This window comes from Pseudomonas sp. LJDD11, from assembly GCF_024584215.1.
Lineage (GTDB): Bacteria > Pseudomonadota > Gammaproteobacteria > Pseudomonadales > Pseudomonadaceae > Aquipseudomonas.
The window spans coordinates 285,894-301,080 of record NZ_JANJFL010000001.1; the positions used below are offsets into that span (position 1 = coordinate 285,894).

Annotated in this window: 14 protein-coding genes and 1 pseudogene; 11 read left to right on the plus strand and 4 right to left on the minus strand. The window is 60.8% G+C overall.

The window, feature by feature from the left end:
- Positions 1 to 195 precede the first annotated feature (195 nt).
- The 3 genes and pseudogenes from NRB16_RS29505 to NRB16_RS01330 all read left to right on the plus strand — a co-directional run.
- Positions 196 to 963: pseudogene (locus NRB16_RS29505) on the plus strand (MCP four helix bundle domain-containing protein); the annotation flags it as partial.
- Between the two features lie 18 nt (positions 964 to 981).
- Positions 982 to 1,821 (plus strand): methyl-accepting chemotaxis protein, encoded by an 840-nt coding sequence (locus NRB16_RS29510; RefSeq protein WP_373568422.1) that lies wholly within the window; start codon positions 982 to 984, stop codon positions 1,819 to 1,821.
- Positions 1,822 to 2,103: 282 nt separating this feature from the next.
- Positions 2,104 to 3,360, plus strand: coding sequence for an AGE family epimerase/isomerase (locus NRB16_RS01330; RefSeq protein ID WP_257105272.1), 1,257 nt, complete (start codon positions 2,104 to 2,106; stop codon positions 3,358 to 3,360).
- 104 nt (positions 3,361 to 3,464) lie between these two features.
- Here the strand turns inward: NRB16_RS01330 and NRB16_RS01335 are convergent, their stop codons facing one another.
- A complete protein-coding gene (locus NRB16_RS01335; RefSeq protein ID WP_257105273.1) occupies positions 3,465 to 4,541 on the minus strand; it encodes an AbrB family transcriptional regulator in 1,077 nt (358 codons plus the stop codon).
- A 120-nt stretch (positions 4,542 to 4,661) separates the two neighbouring features.
- Between NRB16_RS01335 and NRB16_RS01340 the strand changes: the two genes are divergently transcribed.
- Both NRB16_RS01340 and NRB16_RS01345 read left to right on the plus strand, forming a co-directional pair.
- Positions 4,662 to 5,564 (plus strand): LysR substrate-binding domain-containing protein, encoded by a 903-nt coding sequence (locus NRB16_RS01340; protein ID WP_045492644.1) that lies wholly within the window; start codon positions 4,662 to 4,664, stop codon positions 5,562 to 5,564.
- A 115-nt stretch (positions 5,565 to 5,679) separates the two neighbouring features.
- A complete protein-coding gene (locus tag NRB16_RS01345; RefSeq protein ID WP_257105274.1) occupies positions 5,680 to 5,910 on the plus strand; it encodes a hypothetical protein in 231 nt (76 codons plus the stop codon).
- On the opposite strand, the gene NRB16_RS01350 is transcribed toward NRB16_RS01345, so the two are convergent.
- Complete coding sequence (locus NRB16_RS01350; protein ID WP_257105275.1) at positions 5,903 to 6,412, minus strand: nucleoside 2-deoxyribosyltransferase; 510 nt, start codon at positions 6,410 to 6,412, stop codon at positions 5,903 to 5,905. The two genes, NRB16_RS01345 and NRB16_RS01350, sit on opposite strands and share 8 nt — an antisense overlap.
- Before the next feature lie 146 nt (positions 6,413 to 6,558).
- Here NRB16_RS01350 and NRB16_RS01355 point away from each other — a divergent pair, with 146 nt between their 5' ends.
- Positions 6,559 to 8,277 carry a VRR-NUC domain-containing protein gene (locus tag NRB16_RS01355; RefSeq protein ID WP_257105276.1) on the plus strand — a complete coding sequence of 573 codons (1,719 nt, stop codon included), beginning with the start codon at positions 6,559 to 6,561 and terminating at the stop codon, positions 8,275 to 8,277.
- A 102-nt stretch (positions 8,278 to 8,379) separates the two neighbouring features.
- On the opposite strand, the gene NRB16_RS01360 is transcribed toward NRB16_RS01355, so the two are convergent.
- The gene (locus NRB16_RS01360; protein ID WP_052483543.1) at positions 8,380 to 8,694 is read right to left on the minus strand and encodes a hypothetical protein; all 315 of its coding nucleotides are present in this window, start codon (positions 8,692 to 8,694) and stop codon (positions 8,380 to 8,382) included.
- A gap of 453 nt (positions 8,695 to 9,147) precedes the next feature.
- Here NRB16_RS01360 and pstS point away from each other — a divergent pair, with 453 nt between their 5' ends.
- The 4 genes from pstS to pstB all read left to right on the plus strand — a co-directional run bounded on the left by pstS (position 9,148) and on the right by pstB (position 12,898).
- The gene (pstS, locus tag NRB16_RS01365; RefSeq protein ID WP_045492632.1) at positions 9,148 to 10,164 is read left to right on the plus strand and encodes a phosphate ABC transporter substrate-binding protein PstS; all 1,017 of its coding nucleotides are present in this window, start codon (positions 9,148 to 9,150) and stop codon (positions 10,162 to 10,164) included.
- A gap of 81 nt (positions 10,165 to 10,245) precedes the next feature.
- Positions 10,246 to 11,241 carry a phosphate ABC transporter permease subunit PstC gene (pstC, locus tag NRB16_RS01370; protein ID WP_045492629.1) on the plus strand — a complete coding sequence of 332 codons (996 nt, stop codon included), beginning with the start codon at positions 10,246 to 10,248 and terminating at the stop codon, positions 11,239 to 11,241.
- Positions 11,238 to 12,119: a phosphate ABC transporter permease PstA gene (pstA, locus tag NRB16_RS01375; protein WP_045492626.1), complete on the plus strand. Its 882-nt coding sequence runs from the start codon at positions 11,238 to 11,240 to the stop codon at positions 12,117 to 12,119. The genes pstC and pstA overlap by 4 nt, the downstream gene beginning before the upstream one ends.
- Positions 12,119 to 12,898, plus strand: a complete 780-nt coding sequence (gene pstB, locus NRB16_RS01380; RefSeq protein WP_045492623.1) for a phosphate ABC transporter ATP-binding protein PstB — start codon at positions 12,119 to 12,121, stop codon at positions 12,896 to 12,898. Before pstA ends, pstB begins: the two co-directional genes overlap by 1 nt.
- Before the next feature lie 105 nt (positions 12,899 to 13,003).
- On the opposite strand, the gene NRB16_RS01385 is transcribed toward pstB, so the two are convergent.
- A complete protein-coding gene (locus NRB16_RS01385) occupies positions 13,004 to 13,912 on the minus strand; it encodes a LysR substrate-binding domain-containing protein (protein WP_045492620.1) in 909 nt (302 codons plus the stop codon).
- A gap of 242 nt (positions 13,913 to 14,154) precedes the next feature.
- On the opposite strand from NRB16_RS01385, the gene NRB16_RS01390 reads away from it, so the two are divergent.
- Positions 14,155 to 15,159 (plus strand): alpha/beta hydrolase, encoded by a 1,005-nt coding sequence (locus NRB16_RS01390; protein WP_045492617.1) that lies wholly within the window; start codon positions 14,155 to 14,157, stop codon positions 15,157 to 15,159.
- The last annotated feature ends 28 nt before the right edge of the window (positions 15,160 to 15,187 follow it).

The window sequence follows — 15,187 nt, forward strand, 5'->3', positions numbered from 1 at the left end:
CTAAAGCCGCTCCTACAGCGGATCGCCGGCCGGCCGCGCCCTGCGGTCTGATAACGGTATTGCGTCCAGCGGAGGGCACACATGTAACAAATGATGGCAGAAGGCGCTCAAGATGCGGTTCGGCAGGCCGATAGCGAGATGGGGTTGTCCGACAACCGCCAATGACCTGCCATTCCATAACAAAGAGCCGTAGCCATGAATCTACGCAATCTGACCATCGCCCGCCGTGCGGGACTGGGTTTTACCTTGATTTCTCTGCTTGTGGCTCTGCTTGGCTGGTTTGCCCTGGCGCAGATGCAGACCATCCGTGAAAGCGAAGTTGCTGTTGAAACCAATTGGGTGCCGAGCATGCGCGCGGTCTCTGACATCCGTGAAATCATGCTGCGCATCCGCACGATCTCCCTGCGCATGGCCCTGGACCAGGACCCTGCCAATGTCAGTACCTACAAGGGCCAGATGGACACCCGCCTGAAAGATCTGGACGGCAAGCTCGAGATACTCAACAAGTTCGTCGACACCCCTGAAGAAAAGGTGCTCGCCGACCAGTTTCGCACCACCCAGAACCAGTACCGCGAAGGGCTTGACCGCTCCTTTGTATTGGCCGCGCAGAAAGACCTGGCTGGCCTGAACAAGCTGCTGCAGGTGGACATGAAGACCATCGTTGATGGTTCCGGCAAGCAACTGGCCGACCTTGGCGATTACTACACCAAAAAGATTGAAGCCGAAGGCCAGGCTGCCGAAGCGCAGTACTACAGGTCGCGCAATATCGTCATCCTTTTCGTGGTGATCGCTGCACTGGCCACCATCGCCCTGGCCTTGTGGCTGACCCGTGGCATCGTCCGGCCGCTGGAAAGCGCGGTGCGCGCCGCCGAACATGTGGCCGACGGCGACCTGACCCATGACATTCTGGTCGACGGCGAAGATGAGGTTACTCGTCTGCAGCGTGCCTTGCAGCAGATGCAGAACAACCTGCGTTCGGCGATGCAGCATATCAACAGCTCCGCCACCCAACTGGCTTCAGCGGCCACCGAACTGAACTCGGTGACCGAAGACAGCTACCGCGGCCTGCATCAGCAGAACGCCGAGATCGACCAGGCCGCCACGGCGGTCAACGAGATGACCTCGGCGGTGGAAGAGGTGGCGCGCAATGCGGTGTCCACCTCCGATGCGTCCAACCATTCCAGCGCGTCGGCCAAGGCCGGTCAGCAACGGGTGCTGGACACCGTGCAGTCGATCCAGACCCTGACCGATAACGTGCAAAGCACCTCGACTCTGGTGCAGAACCTGGCTGATCAGTCCCAGGACATCGGCAAGGTACTGGACGTGATTCGTTCGATCGCCGAGCAGACCAACCTGTTGGCGCTCAACGCGGCCATCGAAGCTGCGCGGGCCGGTGAGTCCGGCCGTGGTTTTGCGGTGGTTGCCGATGAAGTGCGGGCACTGGCCCATCGCACCCAGCAGTCGACGCTGGAAATCGACGCCATGGTCAACGCCATGCGCAATGGTTCAGCCCAGGCGCTGGAGTCGATGCTCACCAGTCGCGAGCGAGCCGGCACCACGCTGGAAATGGCCAAGGGCGCCGGTGACTCGCTGAGCGAGATTACCCAATCGATCAATCAGATCTCCGAACGTAACCTGGTGATCGCCAGCGCTGCGGAAGAACAGGCGCAAGTGGCGCGCGAAGTCGACCGCAACATCGTCAACATTCGTGACCTGTCGATGCAATCGACCCAGGGCGCCAACCAGATCAGCGCGTCGAGCAACGAGCTGTCGCGCCTGGCCGGTGATCTCAGTCAGGTGGTCGCGCGGTTCAAAGTCTGACGGCTTGATCGTGACCGGCCAGGGCGCGCATGATGGCCCCGGTCGGTCAGGTGATCCATCCCCAACCTGACCATCGTCAGGGTGCCTCTAAAAACGTAGGCGAGGCGGTCAGCGCAAGGCAAAAACAGGCGAGGAACGGTCGGAGTCGCGCTCGACTTTACGGCTGTAAATGAGCATCCTGAGCCTGGTTTTAACGCAGCGATGGCGCGCGTAGCGCCGCAGGCGTCCAGCCAGCGGGTAGTTTTTAGAGGTGCCCCTCAGGTTGAGGAGGGCCACAGCGTCATGGACAAGCATCGCACCGCGCACACCTTCAGCAGTTGGCTGCACACCCCCACCCATCAGCAGTGGCTCGGCCAGGAAGGCAGGCGCCTGCTGGGCTTTGCCAGAGCGGCCCGGCTCGAAAACGGTTTCGGTGATCTGGACGACTATGGCCGGCTGATGGTCGGCGCCCGTGCCCAGACCCTCAATACTGCCCGGTTAGTCCATTGTTTTTCGCTGGCGCATATCCAGGGTATTCCCGGATTTGCCGACCTCATCGACCACGGCCTGGCCGCGTTGCTGGGGCCGCTGCGCGATGAATTGCACGGCGGCTGGTTCGATGCGCCGCTGGACGAGGGCGGCAACTCAGACAAACAGGCTTACCTGCATGCCTTTGTGGCGCTGGCGAGCAGCTCGGCGGTTGTCGCCGGCCGGCCTGCCGCCCAGGCATTGTTCGACGAGGTGCAGGCGGTGATCGTTGAGCGCTTCTGGAGCGAAGACGAGGGCGCGCTGCGTGAATCCTTCTCTCGTGACTGGCAGCACGAAGAGCACTATCGCGGTGCCAACAGCAACATGCACGGCACTGAAGCGTTTCTGGCCCTGGCCGACGTAACGGGCAATGCGCAATGGCTCGATCGTGCGCTGCGTATTGTCGAGCGGTTGATCCATCAGCACGCTGGCGCCAATGACTTTCAGGTCATCGAGCATTTCAGCCGCACCTGGCAGCCGTTGCCGGACTACAACCGCGACAACCCGGCCGACCCGTTTCGCCCCTATGGCACCACGCCGGGCCACGGCTTCGAGTGGGCGCGGCTGTTGCTGCACCTTGAGGCGGCATTGCTGCGTGAACGCTGCAACGCCCCCGGCTGGCTGGCCAAACATGCCCGTGAATTGTTCGACAGTGCCTGCCGGCATGGCTGGCAGGTCGATGGCGCACCAGGCATCGTTTACACCCTGGATGAACAACGTCGCCCGGTGATCCGCCAGCGTCTGCACTGGACTCACTGTGAAGCGGTCGCCGCCGCCGCCGCGCTGTTGCAACACACTGGCGAGGAAGTATTCGAGCAGTGGTATCGGCAGTTCTGGGAGTTCAACGAAACCCGTTTCATCGATTATGAACACGGCAGCTGGTATCACGAACTGGATGAGCGCAACCGGCCGGCAGCGATCATCTGGGAGGGCAAACCGGATCTGTATCACGCTTATCAGGCGGTGTTGCTGCCGCTATTGCCCCTGGCGCCGAGCCTGGCCAGTGGGCTGGCAGGGAAGGGAGCGGTGTAGGAGATCGCCCGCCGCCTCGCTGTCACGCAGCGAACACGGACCCCGTAGGACCGGCCGGGCGGCGATCCGCTTTAGCCGGGAAGCCTTCGCTGCTGAAGCAGCTGCTACGGCCGGCCACTCCAGCGAATCACCTGTCTGGCCAGAAAACTGCCGGTCAGAATCACGCCGAACAACCGCAGTGTCTGCATCGCCAGCACGAACCCCACATCGGCATGGGTATCGATGGCGATGATCGCCATGGCATCCAGCCCGCCGGGGCTGGTCGCCAGGTACACCGACAGATAATCCTTGTCCAGCCATACGGCGATCAGCCACGCCGACAGCGCGCAAAGGGCAATCAGCAGCAGCGAAGCCAGCAACATCATCGGCAGATGGCGCCAGACATACAGCACCGTTGGCCGGTCAAAGCGCAGCCCGACATAGCAGCCGATCGCGCCATAGCCGAAGGCAACCAGCCAGCCGGGCAGGGCGATCTGTAACACCCCGGACAATTGCAACGCGGTCCCCAGCAGCAGCGGCACCAGCAATACCCCGGCCGGCAGCCGTGAGCCCAGCCAGACCCCCGCACCGATGACCGCCAGGCTCAACGCGATGTCGGTGAGATTCAGGCCTTGAGCCTGGCTGGCGCTGGCCTGCAGTTGCGCACCGCCCACCGAAGCGCCCAGCCAGTGGCTGACCAGAGCACCGACCATCACCACCAGCACCACCCGCACGTACTGCATGGTCGCCACGACTCGCGGGTCAGCCCCGTGGTCTTCCGACATGGCAACCATCACCGAGGCCGCACCGGGTGAGGTCCCCCACGCGGCGGTGTGACTCGGGATCCCGGCATAGCGCACCAGTACCAGGCCCACCACGGCGCTCAGCGACACGGTCAGCAGCGTGCCCAGCAACATGATGTGCCAGTCCTGCAAGACCATCAGCAACACGCTGAGGCTCATGGCGTGGGCGATCATCACCCCGACGGTGCCCTGGCCGAGCTGGAACAGCACTTTGGGCAGGCGAATGCTGGCGCCGGCAACGCCAAAGCCGATGGCAACCAGCATCGGGCCGAGAAACAACGCGGCCGGCACATGAGCGGCGCTTAACAGTTGACCGGCCAGGCCGGCGGCAAGAATAAGGGCGACCCATTGGGCTGGGGCGGGAAGGGCAGGTAGAGCGAGTGCGGCGGCGCGGGGCAAGAGGATTCTCCCAGGCAGATGACGCGATCCATTGCGGATCAGATGCGGCAATTATCCGGGCTTGAAATCATCAAGTCTATTTTCTAATAATCATGAATCTATAACTATTGTTGATCGATTATGGACCTGCGCGACCTGACGTATTTCGAAACCATTGCCGAGCTGGGGCATCTGGGCAGGGCGGCGGAGAAGCTCAACCGCAGCCAGCCGGCACTGACCAAAAGCATCCAGCGTCTCGAAGAGTCCTTCGGTACCCGGTTGTTCCAGCGTGATGGGCGACGCATCAAGCTCACCCCGGTCGGTGAGCTGCTCAAGGCGCGGGGCAAGGAGTTGCAACTGAGCATCGCCCAGACGCAACGGGAAGTACGCGATTTTGCCAGCGGCCTGGTTGGCACTATCCGCGTAGGTTGCGCGGCGACCATGGCCGAACACCTGTTGCCCAAGCTGACCCAGGCGCTGTTACAGCGCGCCCCGGACCTGACCTTCAAGCTGGTGATCGGCCAGGACGACCTGCAGCGCGAGGCGCTTAACGAAGGGCAACTGGACATGATCATCTGCTCGCTGATTCCCGACAGCGAACAGCTCATCAGTTTTCCGGTGTTCGACGACGAACTGGTGGTGATTGCCAGCCCGCAGCATCCGGTGTTCGACAGTGCCTTGCAGATGCGTGACCTGTGTGACTACCGCTGGGTCCTGCCGCCGATTGGCGTGTCGTCGCGCAAATGGCTGGACGCCACGTTCGCCGCCCACAACCTGCCGCTGCCGGTGGTACAGATCGAGGCCAATTCCATCTCACTGTTGCCCGGCCTGATTGCCCAGAGCCACCTGCTCAGCTTCATTGCCCGGGAGAGTGTCGAATATGGCCACAACATGCAGCACTTGCGGGTGGTGCCGATCAGCGAAGCGACCATGAAGCGTACCGTCGGGGTGACCGTGCGGCGTGGCGCTTATCAGACGCCGGCGGCGCAGGACATGCTGGCGCTGTTGCGCGACCATGGCCGGGATTTTCTCAGCTGGGCGTGATCAGGACCTGAATCCTGAGCATCGAACAGATTTACCCGAAATTTTGCCGCCGCGCCGCGCGCGCGCTCCTGATTTTGCTGATATAACAATTGCTTGAGACGTTACACACAGGAGCATGAACACGATGTACCACGCCAGCCCCGCCATGGACTGCCCATTTCCCCATCCGGCCCTGATTCGCCTTGAGCTGCACTTCGGCGGTGACCGCTCGCCATTGAACGATGCCGACGCCGACGAAGACCCGGACGCTGAAATCTACCTCGACCCAGACTTGCTCGGCCTGGACGATTTTGCTGACGCTGACAAGCTGGACACGGGCGATATCGGCTCCTCCTCAGTCAACTGAAGCTGCCGGTCCGGCTCAGATAGCGGGCCAGCGCTTCAGCACCCAGTTCGACACTGGTGCTGACGCCGACCCAGCTGCAGGCCAGCATCAGGTTACGCGGCAGGCCGAAGTCTTCGACCAGCAGGTCTTGTGGGTCATAGCCTTGTTGATCGTGGGCAACCTGTTCGCGCAAGGGCACCAGCGGCTTGCAGTACGCCCACACCGGTTTGCCCAGCGCGACCGCCATGCCGATCTCGAATACGGTTCCGGAGTCCGGCTCCAGGCCGCGAAAGGCATTGAGGTTGGCCAGCACCGCGGTGCAGCGTTGCAGCATGCCGATGTTCTGCTGATAGATCAGCTGGGCGGTTTGCTGAGGCGCCAGCCCCGGTTCGACCTGGTTGTCGAACGGGTACAAGCCCTGCATGCCGTGGGCGGCGCACAGATCCTTGAGGTAGCGGCCGTGTTCAATCGGGTTGCGCCGGAACACATCGAAGCCGGCCAGATAGATCAGCGGTGCAGGCATGATGGCGTTCCTCAACGGTGGGTGTCGTTCAAGGATGACAGGCTGACGGGCGTCTTGCCACTGATCGGGCCGAGTGGTAGCGGGCTGTATTGTGTATAAATAGCCAGTATCCTTGGTGCCATTTCCATCGTTGCCTGATACCGCTTGTGAACAGTTCGCCCCTCGATAATCCGCTGTATTACCTGGTCAACTTCCAGCAGGTGCTGGGTTGGATCGCACTGCGCTATGACGACCTGCTTGATCAGCAGGAGCGCCATTTCATCGAAGCCTTTGCCCACCTGCCGGTCAGTGCTCAGGGGCTGTTGGTGCGCATGGTGATGCGCAAAGGGGTGTTGTTTCGCGCCAGCAAACTCGATTATGTCGAGCTGGGTGACACGCTTCTGGCCGTGCAGCCGTTACTGGAGCTCGGCTGGATCGATGCTGAGCCTGCGCTGGATCTACAGCAGGTGTTCGGCCTGTTGCGCAAGGATGAACTGGCGGATTGCTTCAAGGCCCACGCCATCAAGGGCGCGCAGCGCAAGAGCCAGTGGCTCGAGCAACTGCTGCCGGTTCATTCGCAGGCACAACCACTGGCCTGCTGGTATCCGCAGCTTGATGACCAGGTTTTGAGCCTGACCATCATGCCGGTCTGCGATCGCCTGCGGCTGCTGTACTTCGGCAACCTGCACCAGCAATGGTCGGAGTTCGTACTCGCCGACCTGGGCGTGTATCGCTACGAGACGGTGGATTTTTCTCAGGACTCGCGCGGCATTGTCTGCCGCGCCGATATCGACGTGTGCCTGCAATTGCATGCCTGCCGTGAAGCGCTGGAGCAGGGCGAGGTGCTTGCTGATCTGGCTGAGCGCGCGCTGGCCATCGACACTGACAATGCGTGGTTGCGCATGCGCCGCAACAAGCTGCTGTTTCATATCGGTCAGCAGGCCGAGCGCCTGCAAGACTGGCCGCTGGCATTGGCGGTATATGCCGGGTGTGACTATCCCGGTGCGCGTTCGCGGCGTATCCGGGTGCTGGAGCGCAGCGCTGAGTACAGTCAGGCCATGGTGCTGCTCGAACTGGCCCGCAGCGCGCCGGAAAGTGACGCCGAGGTCCAGCATCTGCAACGTGTGCTGCCGCGCCTGCAACGCAAGCTCGGGCTGACCGTCGAGCGCCGGACCAAGGCGCGTGAGCCTGTGCGTATCGACTTGAACCTGCCGCCGGAACCCGGTTTGAGTGTAGAGCACCTGGCCGGCAGGCATCTGGCCGAGGAGGGCGCCTCGGTGCATTACGTCGAGAACACCCTGATCAATTCATTGTTTGGCCTGCTGTGCTGGCCGGCGATCTTCGCGCCGCTGCCGGGCGCATTCTTTCATCCTTTCCATACTGGCCCCAGCGACCTGCACAGCCTGGATTTTCATGCGCGTCGCATGCCGTTATTCGATGCCTGCCTGGCGGCGCTTGATTCCGATGCCTGGCAAGACGTCATTCGTGACCACTACCGCAGCAAGTTTGGCCTGCAGTCACCCTTCGTGTTCTGGAACGTACTGACCCCGGAGCTGCTGGAGCTGGCCTTGCTGTGCCTGCCCGCCGAGCATTTGCGCCAGTGGTTCCAGCGCTTGCTGCAAGATATCAAGGCCAATCGTGCCGGCATGCCGGACCTGATCCAGTTTTATCCGGACCAGCGCCGCTACCGAATGATCGAGGTCAAAGGCCCCGGCGACCGCTTGCAGGACAACCAGCTGCGCTGGCTTGAGTTCTGTGCCGGCCACGATATGCCGGTGCAGGTGTGTTACGTGCAATGGGCACTCGATGCCGATGAACACGTGCAACAAGCGGCAGACGCCATCCCGGTGATGGGAGGGGCGCTGCAAACGCCCTGTTTGTCGTAGCTATCACGCAGGGCTGTCACGCAGGCTTGGCAAGCGACCTGTGTACCAGGTGCGCAGTATTTCAACGCGGCGGGCGAAGCCAGTGCTTCGCCCGGCCAGAGGTCACTCCACGACAGGTTTGCCGGACGGCGTCGTGGTGGCTTTCGGAGTGCTGGTGCCATGGTTGTCATGGCTGGTTTTGCCGTGATCCGAACCGTGTTGCACATCGGTGCCGGACTCACGTGGGGTGGTCTTGGCACCTTGCGTATTGGAACTGTTGCGGTCAGTGGTCGGTGCCGCATCAGTGCCTGGCAGCTTGGTGGCGTTCGGATTGACCGGGTTGGTCGGGCCGGTGGAACCGGCCATGGCGGCTCCGGTAAAAGCAGTCAACAAGCCGGCAAGGGCCAGAGCAGTCAGGCGGTTCGTGCGCATGGTCATGGTGTTAACTCCTGTAGGGGTAGGGCGTACATGTGTTGGGCATGGGCAGTCGTGTCCAGGTGCCATGCCAGCCGACAAACGGTAGACCAATCTCCGCACCTGCATTAATACCACCCCATAAATGGCGGCGTGTAGCGTTGCTTTTTCTCTCTCCGCTGCCGCCCTGAAAATGCTCGAAAAACAGGTTTTTGACAGTTCTGCTACAGAGATGGCTATCGGCCATCGCTGAGTGTTGGCGGTTTGCCACTAAATTGACTGCTGCTCATGAACCTCCCGTAAACACGGGGTGATACGTGCTTTTCAGCAGTTTTTTTCAGCCTTTGAAAGCAGTAAAAAGCGGGGCGCGGCACGCGATGTCGACTGTTTGTCATTAAACAGAAACATTTCAGGTTTTAAATCCGCATCGGGCCTTCTTGGTAACCACCAAACTTTCTCCTGGATCGAGGTATTCCCGTGACACTGCTGACTAAAACACGCTTGTCTGTCCTGCTCGCTTCGCTTTGCCTGAGTGGCATGGCTCACGCGGTCGACGTAACGGGCGCAGGTTCGAGTTTCGTTTTTCCGGTGATTTCCAAGTGGTCCCAGGACTACAGCAAGAACTCCGAGAACCGCATCAACTATCAGTCGATCGGTTCGGGCGGCGGTATCGCTCAGATCAAGGCCGCGACCGTTGACTTCGGTGCTTCCGATGCCCCTATGTCGGCTGAAGACCTGGCTGCTGCCGGCCTGGGCCAGTTCCCTAGCGTGATCGGCGGTATCGTGCCAATCGTCAACGTTGAAGGCGTTGAGAGCGGCAAGCTCAAGCTCGACGGCCCGTCGCTGGCCAAGATCTTCCTGGGTGAAATCAAGAAGTGGAACGACCCGGCGCTGGTCGCGCTGAACCCTGGCCTGACCCTGCCAGACACCGCCATCACCGTTGTTCGTCGCTCCGACGGCTCGGGCACCACTTACAACTTCACCAACTACCTGAGCAAAGTCAGCCCGGAATTCAACGAGAAGCTGAAGTTCGGCTCTACCGTTCAATGGCCAGTGGGCGTGGGCGGCAAGGGTAACGAAGGTGTTTCTGCTTACGTCAAGCAGATCAAAGGTTCGATCGGTTACGTAGAGCACTCCTACGCCACCACCAACAAGCTGGCCTACACCCAGCTGAAAAACGCCGCTGGCAAGTTCATCACGCCAGACGCCAAGGCTTTCGCTGCCGCTGCTGACACCGCTGACTGGGCGAGCGCCAAGGACTTTGGTCTGATCATGACCAACGCACCGGGCGAAGCGGCATGGCCGATCACTGCCACCACCTGGATCATCATGTACAAGCAGGCCAAGAACGAAGAGAAGAGCAAAGCTGCTTTTGACTTCTTCAAATGGTCCCTGGAAAACGGCCAGAAGCAAGCCGAAGAGCTGGAATACGTCGCTCTGCCGAAGTCGCTGGTTGAGCGTGTAGAGAACTACTGGAAAGCCGAGTTCAAGTAACAGCGCTTCAAGTTTGTAGCTCACCCCTGTCATCAGCCATGCAAGCTGGTGACGGGGGCTTTCCCTTGCGAGTGGATCGAAATGACTGAAAACACCCAATACCTGTCCGCCGAGCTTACCGCTGCCGAGTCCGACAGCGAAAAGCGCGCCCAGCGCGATCATCGCCATGACGTATGGTTCCGGCGTACCCTGCAGGCTTCGGGGATGCTGGTACTGATACTGCTGGGCTGTATCGCGGCATCTACTCTATGGGGTGGAAAGCTGGCTTTCGAAACCTTTGGTTTCGGTTTCCTGACCAGCACTGAATGGAACGTCAACGAAGGCAAGTTTGGCGCCCTGGTACCGATCTACGGCACCCTGGTGACCTCGTTTCTGGCCTTGTTGATCGCTGTACCGGTAAGTTTCGGTATCGCCATCTTCCTGACCGAAGTTGCACCGCCATGGTTGCGCATGCCAATCGCCTCGGCCATCGAGCTGCTGGCCGGTATTCCTTCGATCATCTACGGCATGTGGGGCCTGTTCGTTTTCGGCCCATTCATGGCCGCACATATTTCTCCCTGGATCAACGACGTACTGGGCTCGCTGCCACTGGTAGGGGTGCTGTTCCAGGGGCCGCCACTGGGTATCGGCATGCTGACCGCCGGTATCGTCCTGGCGATCATGATCATTCCATTCATTACTTCGGTAATGCAGGAAGTGTTCCGCACCGTACCGACCACCCTCAAGGAGTCGGCTTATGCGTTGGGCGGAACCACCTGGGAAGTGGTCTGGGACATCGTCCTGCCTTACACCCGTTCGGCGGTGGTCGGCGGCGTGTTCCTCGGTCTGGGCCGCGCATTGGGTGAAACCATGGCGGTAACCTTTGTACTGGGTAACGCGATCCAGTTCTCCCCATCGCTGATGATGCCAAGCAGCTCGATTGCTTCGGTCATCGCCAACGAATTCAACGAGTCCTACACCGACCTGCACCGTTCGGCGCTGATCGCGCTGGGCTTTTTGCTCTTCGTTGTGACCTTTATCGTGCTGGCTCTGGCCCGCTTGATGCTGTCTCGCCTGTCGCGCAAGGAGGGCCTATGAGCGACAAGAAAGCCAACGAGAACCTGTACCGGGTTCGCGCGCTCAAGAACAACATCGCCATGGTGCTCAGCTGCGCCGCGACCGGCTTCGGCCTGCTGTGGCTGGTATGGATCCTGATTACCACCATCGTTGAAGGTGTCAGTGCTCTGAACCTGCAACTGTTCACCAGCATGACCCCGCCGCCGGGTGTCGAAGGCGGTCTGGCCAACGCCTTCTACGGCAGCATCCTGATGTCGCTGATCGGCCTGGTCATTGGTACTCCGATCGGTCTGATGGCCGGTGTCTGGCTGGCCGAGTTCGCCCGTTACTCCAAACTGGGCAACGCGGTGCGCTTTATCAACGACATTCTGTTGTCGGCGCCGTCGATCGTTCTGGGCCTGTTCGTCTACACCGTGGTGATCCTGCCGCTCAACAAATTCAGCGGCCACACCGTCGGTTTCTCGGCCATCGCCGGTGCTATTGCCCTGGCGCTGCTGGTGATCCCGGTGGTGGTACGGACCACCGACGAAATGATGCAACTGCAACCGACCACCATGCGTGAAGCCGCGCTGGCGTTGGGTGTGCCGCAATGGAAGCTGACCCTGCAGATCGTGCTGCGTGCCGCCAAGGCCGGTGTGGTCACCGGTGTGCTGCTGGCGCTGGCGCGGATCACCGGTGAAACCGCGCCGCTGCTGTTCACCGCGTTCGGTAACCAGTTCTGGAGCAGCGACCTGCTCAAACCGATCGCCAGCGTTCCGGTGGTGGTCTTCCAGTACGCGATGAGCCCGTACGACGACTGGCACTCCCTGGCCTGGGCTGGCGCATTGATCATGACCCTGTTCGTGCTGCTGCTGAGCCTCGCTTCTCGCTTAATTCTTCTGCGCAATAAGGCGTCCTGATGAACACTCTTTCTCTTGCGAACGAAAAAACCAAGATTCAGGTACGTGGCCTGGAATTCTTCTACAACGATCACAAGTCGCTCAAGTCCATCGACATGGTGATCCCCGAGAAGCGCATCACCTCGATCATCGGCCCGTCCGGCTGCGGCAAGTCGACCCTGTTGCGCGTGTTCAACCGTATCTACTCGATGTACCCCAAGCAGGAAGCGCGTGGCGAAGTCTTGCTCAACGGTGAGAACATCCTCGACCCTGGCTACTCGATGAACCGCCTGCGAAGCCACGTCGGCATGGTGTTCCAGAAGCCGGTGCCGTTCCCGATGTCGATCTTTGACAACATCGCCTACGCCATCCGCCACCACGAGAAACTCTCGCGTCGCGAGATGGAAGAGCGGGTGGAACAGGCACTGCGCGGCGCCGCGCTGTGGGATGAGGTCAAGGACAAGCTCAAGCAGAGCGCCACCGGTTTGTCCGGCGGTCAGCAGCAGCGCCTGTGCATCGCCCGGACCATCGCCCTGCGTCCGCAGGTGCTCTTGCTGGACGAACCGACCTCGGCGCTGGACCCGATCTCTACCGGTCGTATCGAGCAGTTGATCACCGAACTCAAAGAGCAGTTCACCGTGATCATCGTGACTCACAACATGCAACAGGCAGCACGTTGCTCGGACTACACCGCGTTCATGTTCCTGGGTGAACTGATCGAGCATGGCGACACCGACACCATGTTCACCAAGCCGAGCAAGAGTCAGACTGAAGACTACATCACCGGTCGCTTCGGCTGATTCATCGCGTCATTAGCGCTGTACCCATTCGCGGCTGAAGCCGCTCCTACACGGGTTGACCCCGTAGGAGCGGCTTCAGCCGCGAAGCATTTCTACGCGAAGCTTTTATCCCCGCTCCCCCATAAACGCCTCGATCCGCTCGCGCAGCCAGCGTTCGGCCGGGTCGTTGTCCATCACGCTCAGCCAGCTCATCGACAGGTCCAGCCCTGGTGTCTCGAAGGGCAGCGCCTCATCCCGCAGCAAGCCCAGTTCACTCATCGCCGTGGCGGTAAAGTCCGACAGGTTGGCAATCAGGTCAGTGCCGGCCAGCAGTGCGGGCAGGCTGGTAAAACGTGGTACCGACATCACCACCCGGCGCTTGCGGCCGATGGCTTCCAGCCACTCATCGGCGAAGCTGCTGACACTGGCTACATGCGAGACCACCACGTGTGGCCGTGAACAGTACTCGTCCAGGCTCATCGGCGTGGTCGAATAGTCGGCGCGCACCACCCTTGGCTGGCAGTTGCGCAGGCGCTTGCGTTTGGCATTGGCCGGCAGATCGCGGGTCAGGCAGACGCCTACGGTGATTTCGCCGGACATCAACAGCTCGGAGATATTCCAGTAGTCAGCGTGCTTGACCACCAGCACGACGTTTGGCGCTTCCTGGCGCAGGGCGCGGAGCAGGGCAGGCAGCAGACCGAACTCCACATCGTCCGACAGGCCGATACGAAAGGTCATGGTGCTTTGCGCCGGCTCGAACTCACGGGTCAGGCTCAAGGCCATGGACATCGCGTCCAGTGCCGGGGTCAGGTGGCGGAGGATCTCGTGGGCACGGGCGGTGGGTTCCATACGGTGGCCGACCCTGACAAACAGCGGGTCGCCCAACAGATTGCGCAGCCGGTTGAGCGCGGCACTGATCGTCGGCTGGCCGAGAAACAGCTTTTCGGCGGCACGGGTCACATTGCGTTCCTGCATCAGGGTTTCGAATACCACCATCAGGTTGATATCCGCCTTGCGCAGCTCGTTACGATTCATCGAGAGGATTCCTTCAGCCGGACCCAACACGCCGGTCAGTCGCCGCCAAGTCTAAGAAGCCACCCGCCCCGGCGTCCAGCGGCTGCCCGCATCGGGCATTAATCTTTTGTAATGGACTTTTCGGCATGGCAGGGCATTTTGCCGCCGCAGTGCAGACCTGCTCCGGTACATTGCCGGGTTCACCTACCTGTCTGGCGTGCGGGTTTCGCTCAAACGCCAGGCCCAGAAAAAGGAGTTGTCCGATGCAGGTTGCAAAGATCGCCGCCCTGGCGGCCGCCATCATCTTGCCCGGCGTGGTGCAGGCCGCCACCCCAAGCTACGGCGAACGTCTGGAAGGCTTCAGCTACCCGTACCCGCTCAAGCAGTTTGCCTTTGAGTCGCAGAACCAGAAACTGGAAATGGGCTACATGGACGTCGCGCCGAGCGCCAAAGCCAATGGCCGCACGGCAGTGCTGATGCATGGCAAGAATTTCTGCGGCGCGACCTGGGAGGCGACCATCAAAACCCTGAGCGAGGCCGGTTATCGGGTCATCGCCCCGGACCAGATCGGTTTCTGCACCTCCAGCAAGCCTGGCCATTATCAGTACAGCTTTCAGCAACTGGCGCTCAATACCCGCGCCTTGCTCGATCAGCTGGGCATCGACAAGGTGGCGCTGGTCGGTCACTCCACCGGCGGCATGCTCGCCACCCGCTTTGCCCTGATGTATCCAGAGCAGACCGACAAACTGGTGATGGTCAACCCCATCGGCCTGGAAGACTGGAAGGCCGTCGGCGTGCCGTACCGCAGCGTAGACCAGTGGTATGAGCGGGAATTGAAAGTCAGTGCCGAAGGCATTCGCCAGTACGAGCAGAAAACCTACTACGACGGGCGCTGGAAGCCGGAGTACGACAAATGGGTAGACATGCTCGCCGGGCTGTTCAACGGCCCTGGCAAGCAGGCCGTGGCGTGGAACTCGGCACTGATCTACGACATGATCTACACCCAGCCGGTGTACCACGAGTTTGCCAACCTCAAGGTGCCGACCGTGCTGATGATTGGCGACCGCGACACCACCGCCATCGGTAGCGATATCGCGCCGCCTGAGGTCAAGGCGAAGATTGGCAAGTATGAGCAACTGGGCAAGGATGTGGCCAAACTGATTCCCGATGCCGAACTGGTCGAATTCAAGGGCCTGGGCCATGCCCCGCAGATGGAAGAGCCAGAGCGCTTTCACAAGGCCCTGCTGACCGGGCTGCAGTTGAAATAACTGCCTGTGCTGCATTCGTCGGCAACCG

Bases quoted from the DNA above. Each gene is read 5' to 3' on its own strand.
- NRB16_RS29510 (WP_373568422.1), top strand. From the start codon at position 982: ATGCAGCATATCAACAGCTCCGCCACCCAACTGGCTTCAGCGGCCACC.
- NRB16_RS01330 (WP_257105272.1), top strand. From the start codon at position 2,104: ATGGACAAGCATCGCACCGCGCACACCTTCAGCAGTTGGCTGCACACC.
- NRB16_RS01340 (WP_045492644.1), top strand. From the start codon at position 4,662: ATGGACCTGCGCGACCTGACGTATTTCGAAACCATTGCCGAGCTGGGG.
- NRB16_RS01345 (WP_257105274.1), top strand. From the start codon at position 5,680: ATGAACACGATGTACCACGCCAGCCCCGCCATGGACTGCCCATTTCCC.
- NRB16_RS01350 (WP_257105275.1), bottom strand. From the start codon at position 6,412: ATGCCTGCACCGCTGATCTATCTGGCCGGCTTCGATGTGTTCCGGCGC.
- NRB16_RS01360 (WP_052483543.1), bottom strand. From the start codon at position 8,694: ATGACCATGCGCACGAACCGCCTGACTGCTCTGGCCCTTGCCGGCTTG.
- pstC (WP_045492629.1), top strand. From the start codon at position 10,246: ATGACTGAAAACACCCAATACCTGTCCGCCGAGCTTACCGCTGCCGAG.
- pstA (WP_045492626.1), top strand. From the start codon at position 11,238: ATGAGCGACAAGAAAGCCAACGAGAACCTGTACCGGGTTCGCGCGCTC.
- pstB (WP_045492623.1), top strand. From the start codon at position 12,119: ATGAACACTCTTTCTCTTGCGAACGAAAAAACCAAGATTCAGGTACGT.
- NRB16_RS01385 (WP_045492620.1), bottom strand. From the start codon at position 13,912: ATGAATCGTAACGAGCTGCGCAAGGCGGATATCAACCTGATGGTGGTA.
- NRB16_RS01390 (WP_045492617.1), top strand. From the start codon at position 14,155: ATGCAGGTTGCAAAGATCGCCGCCCTGGCGGCCGCCATCATCTTGCCC.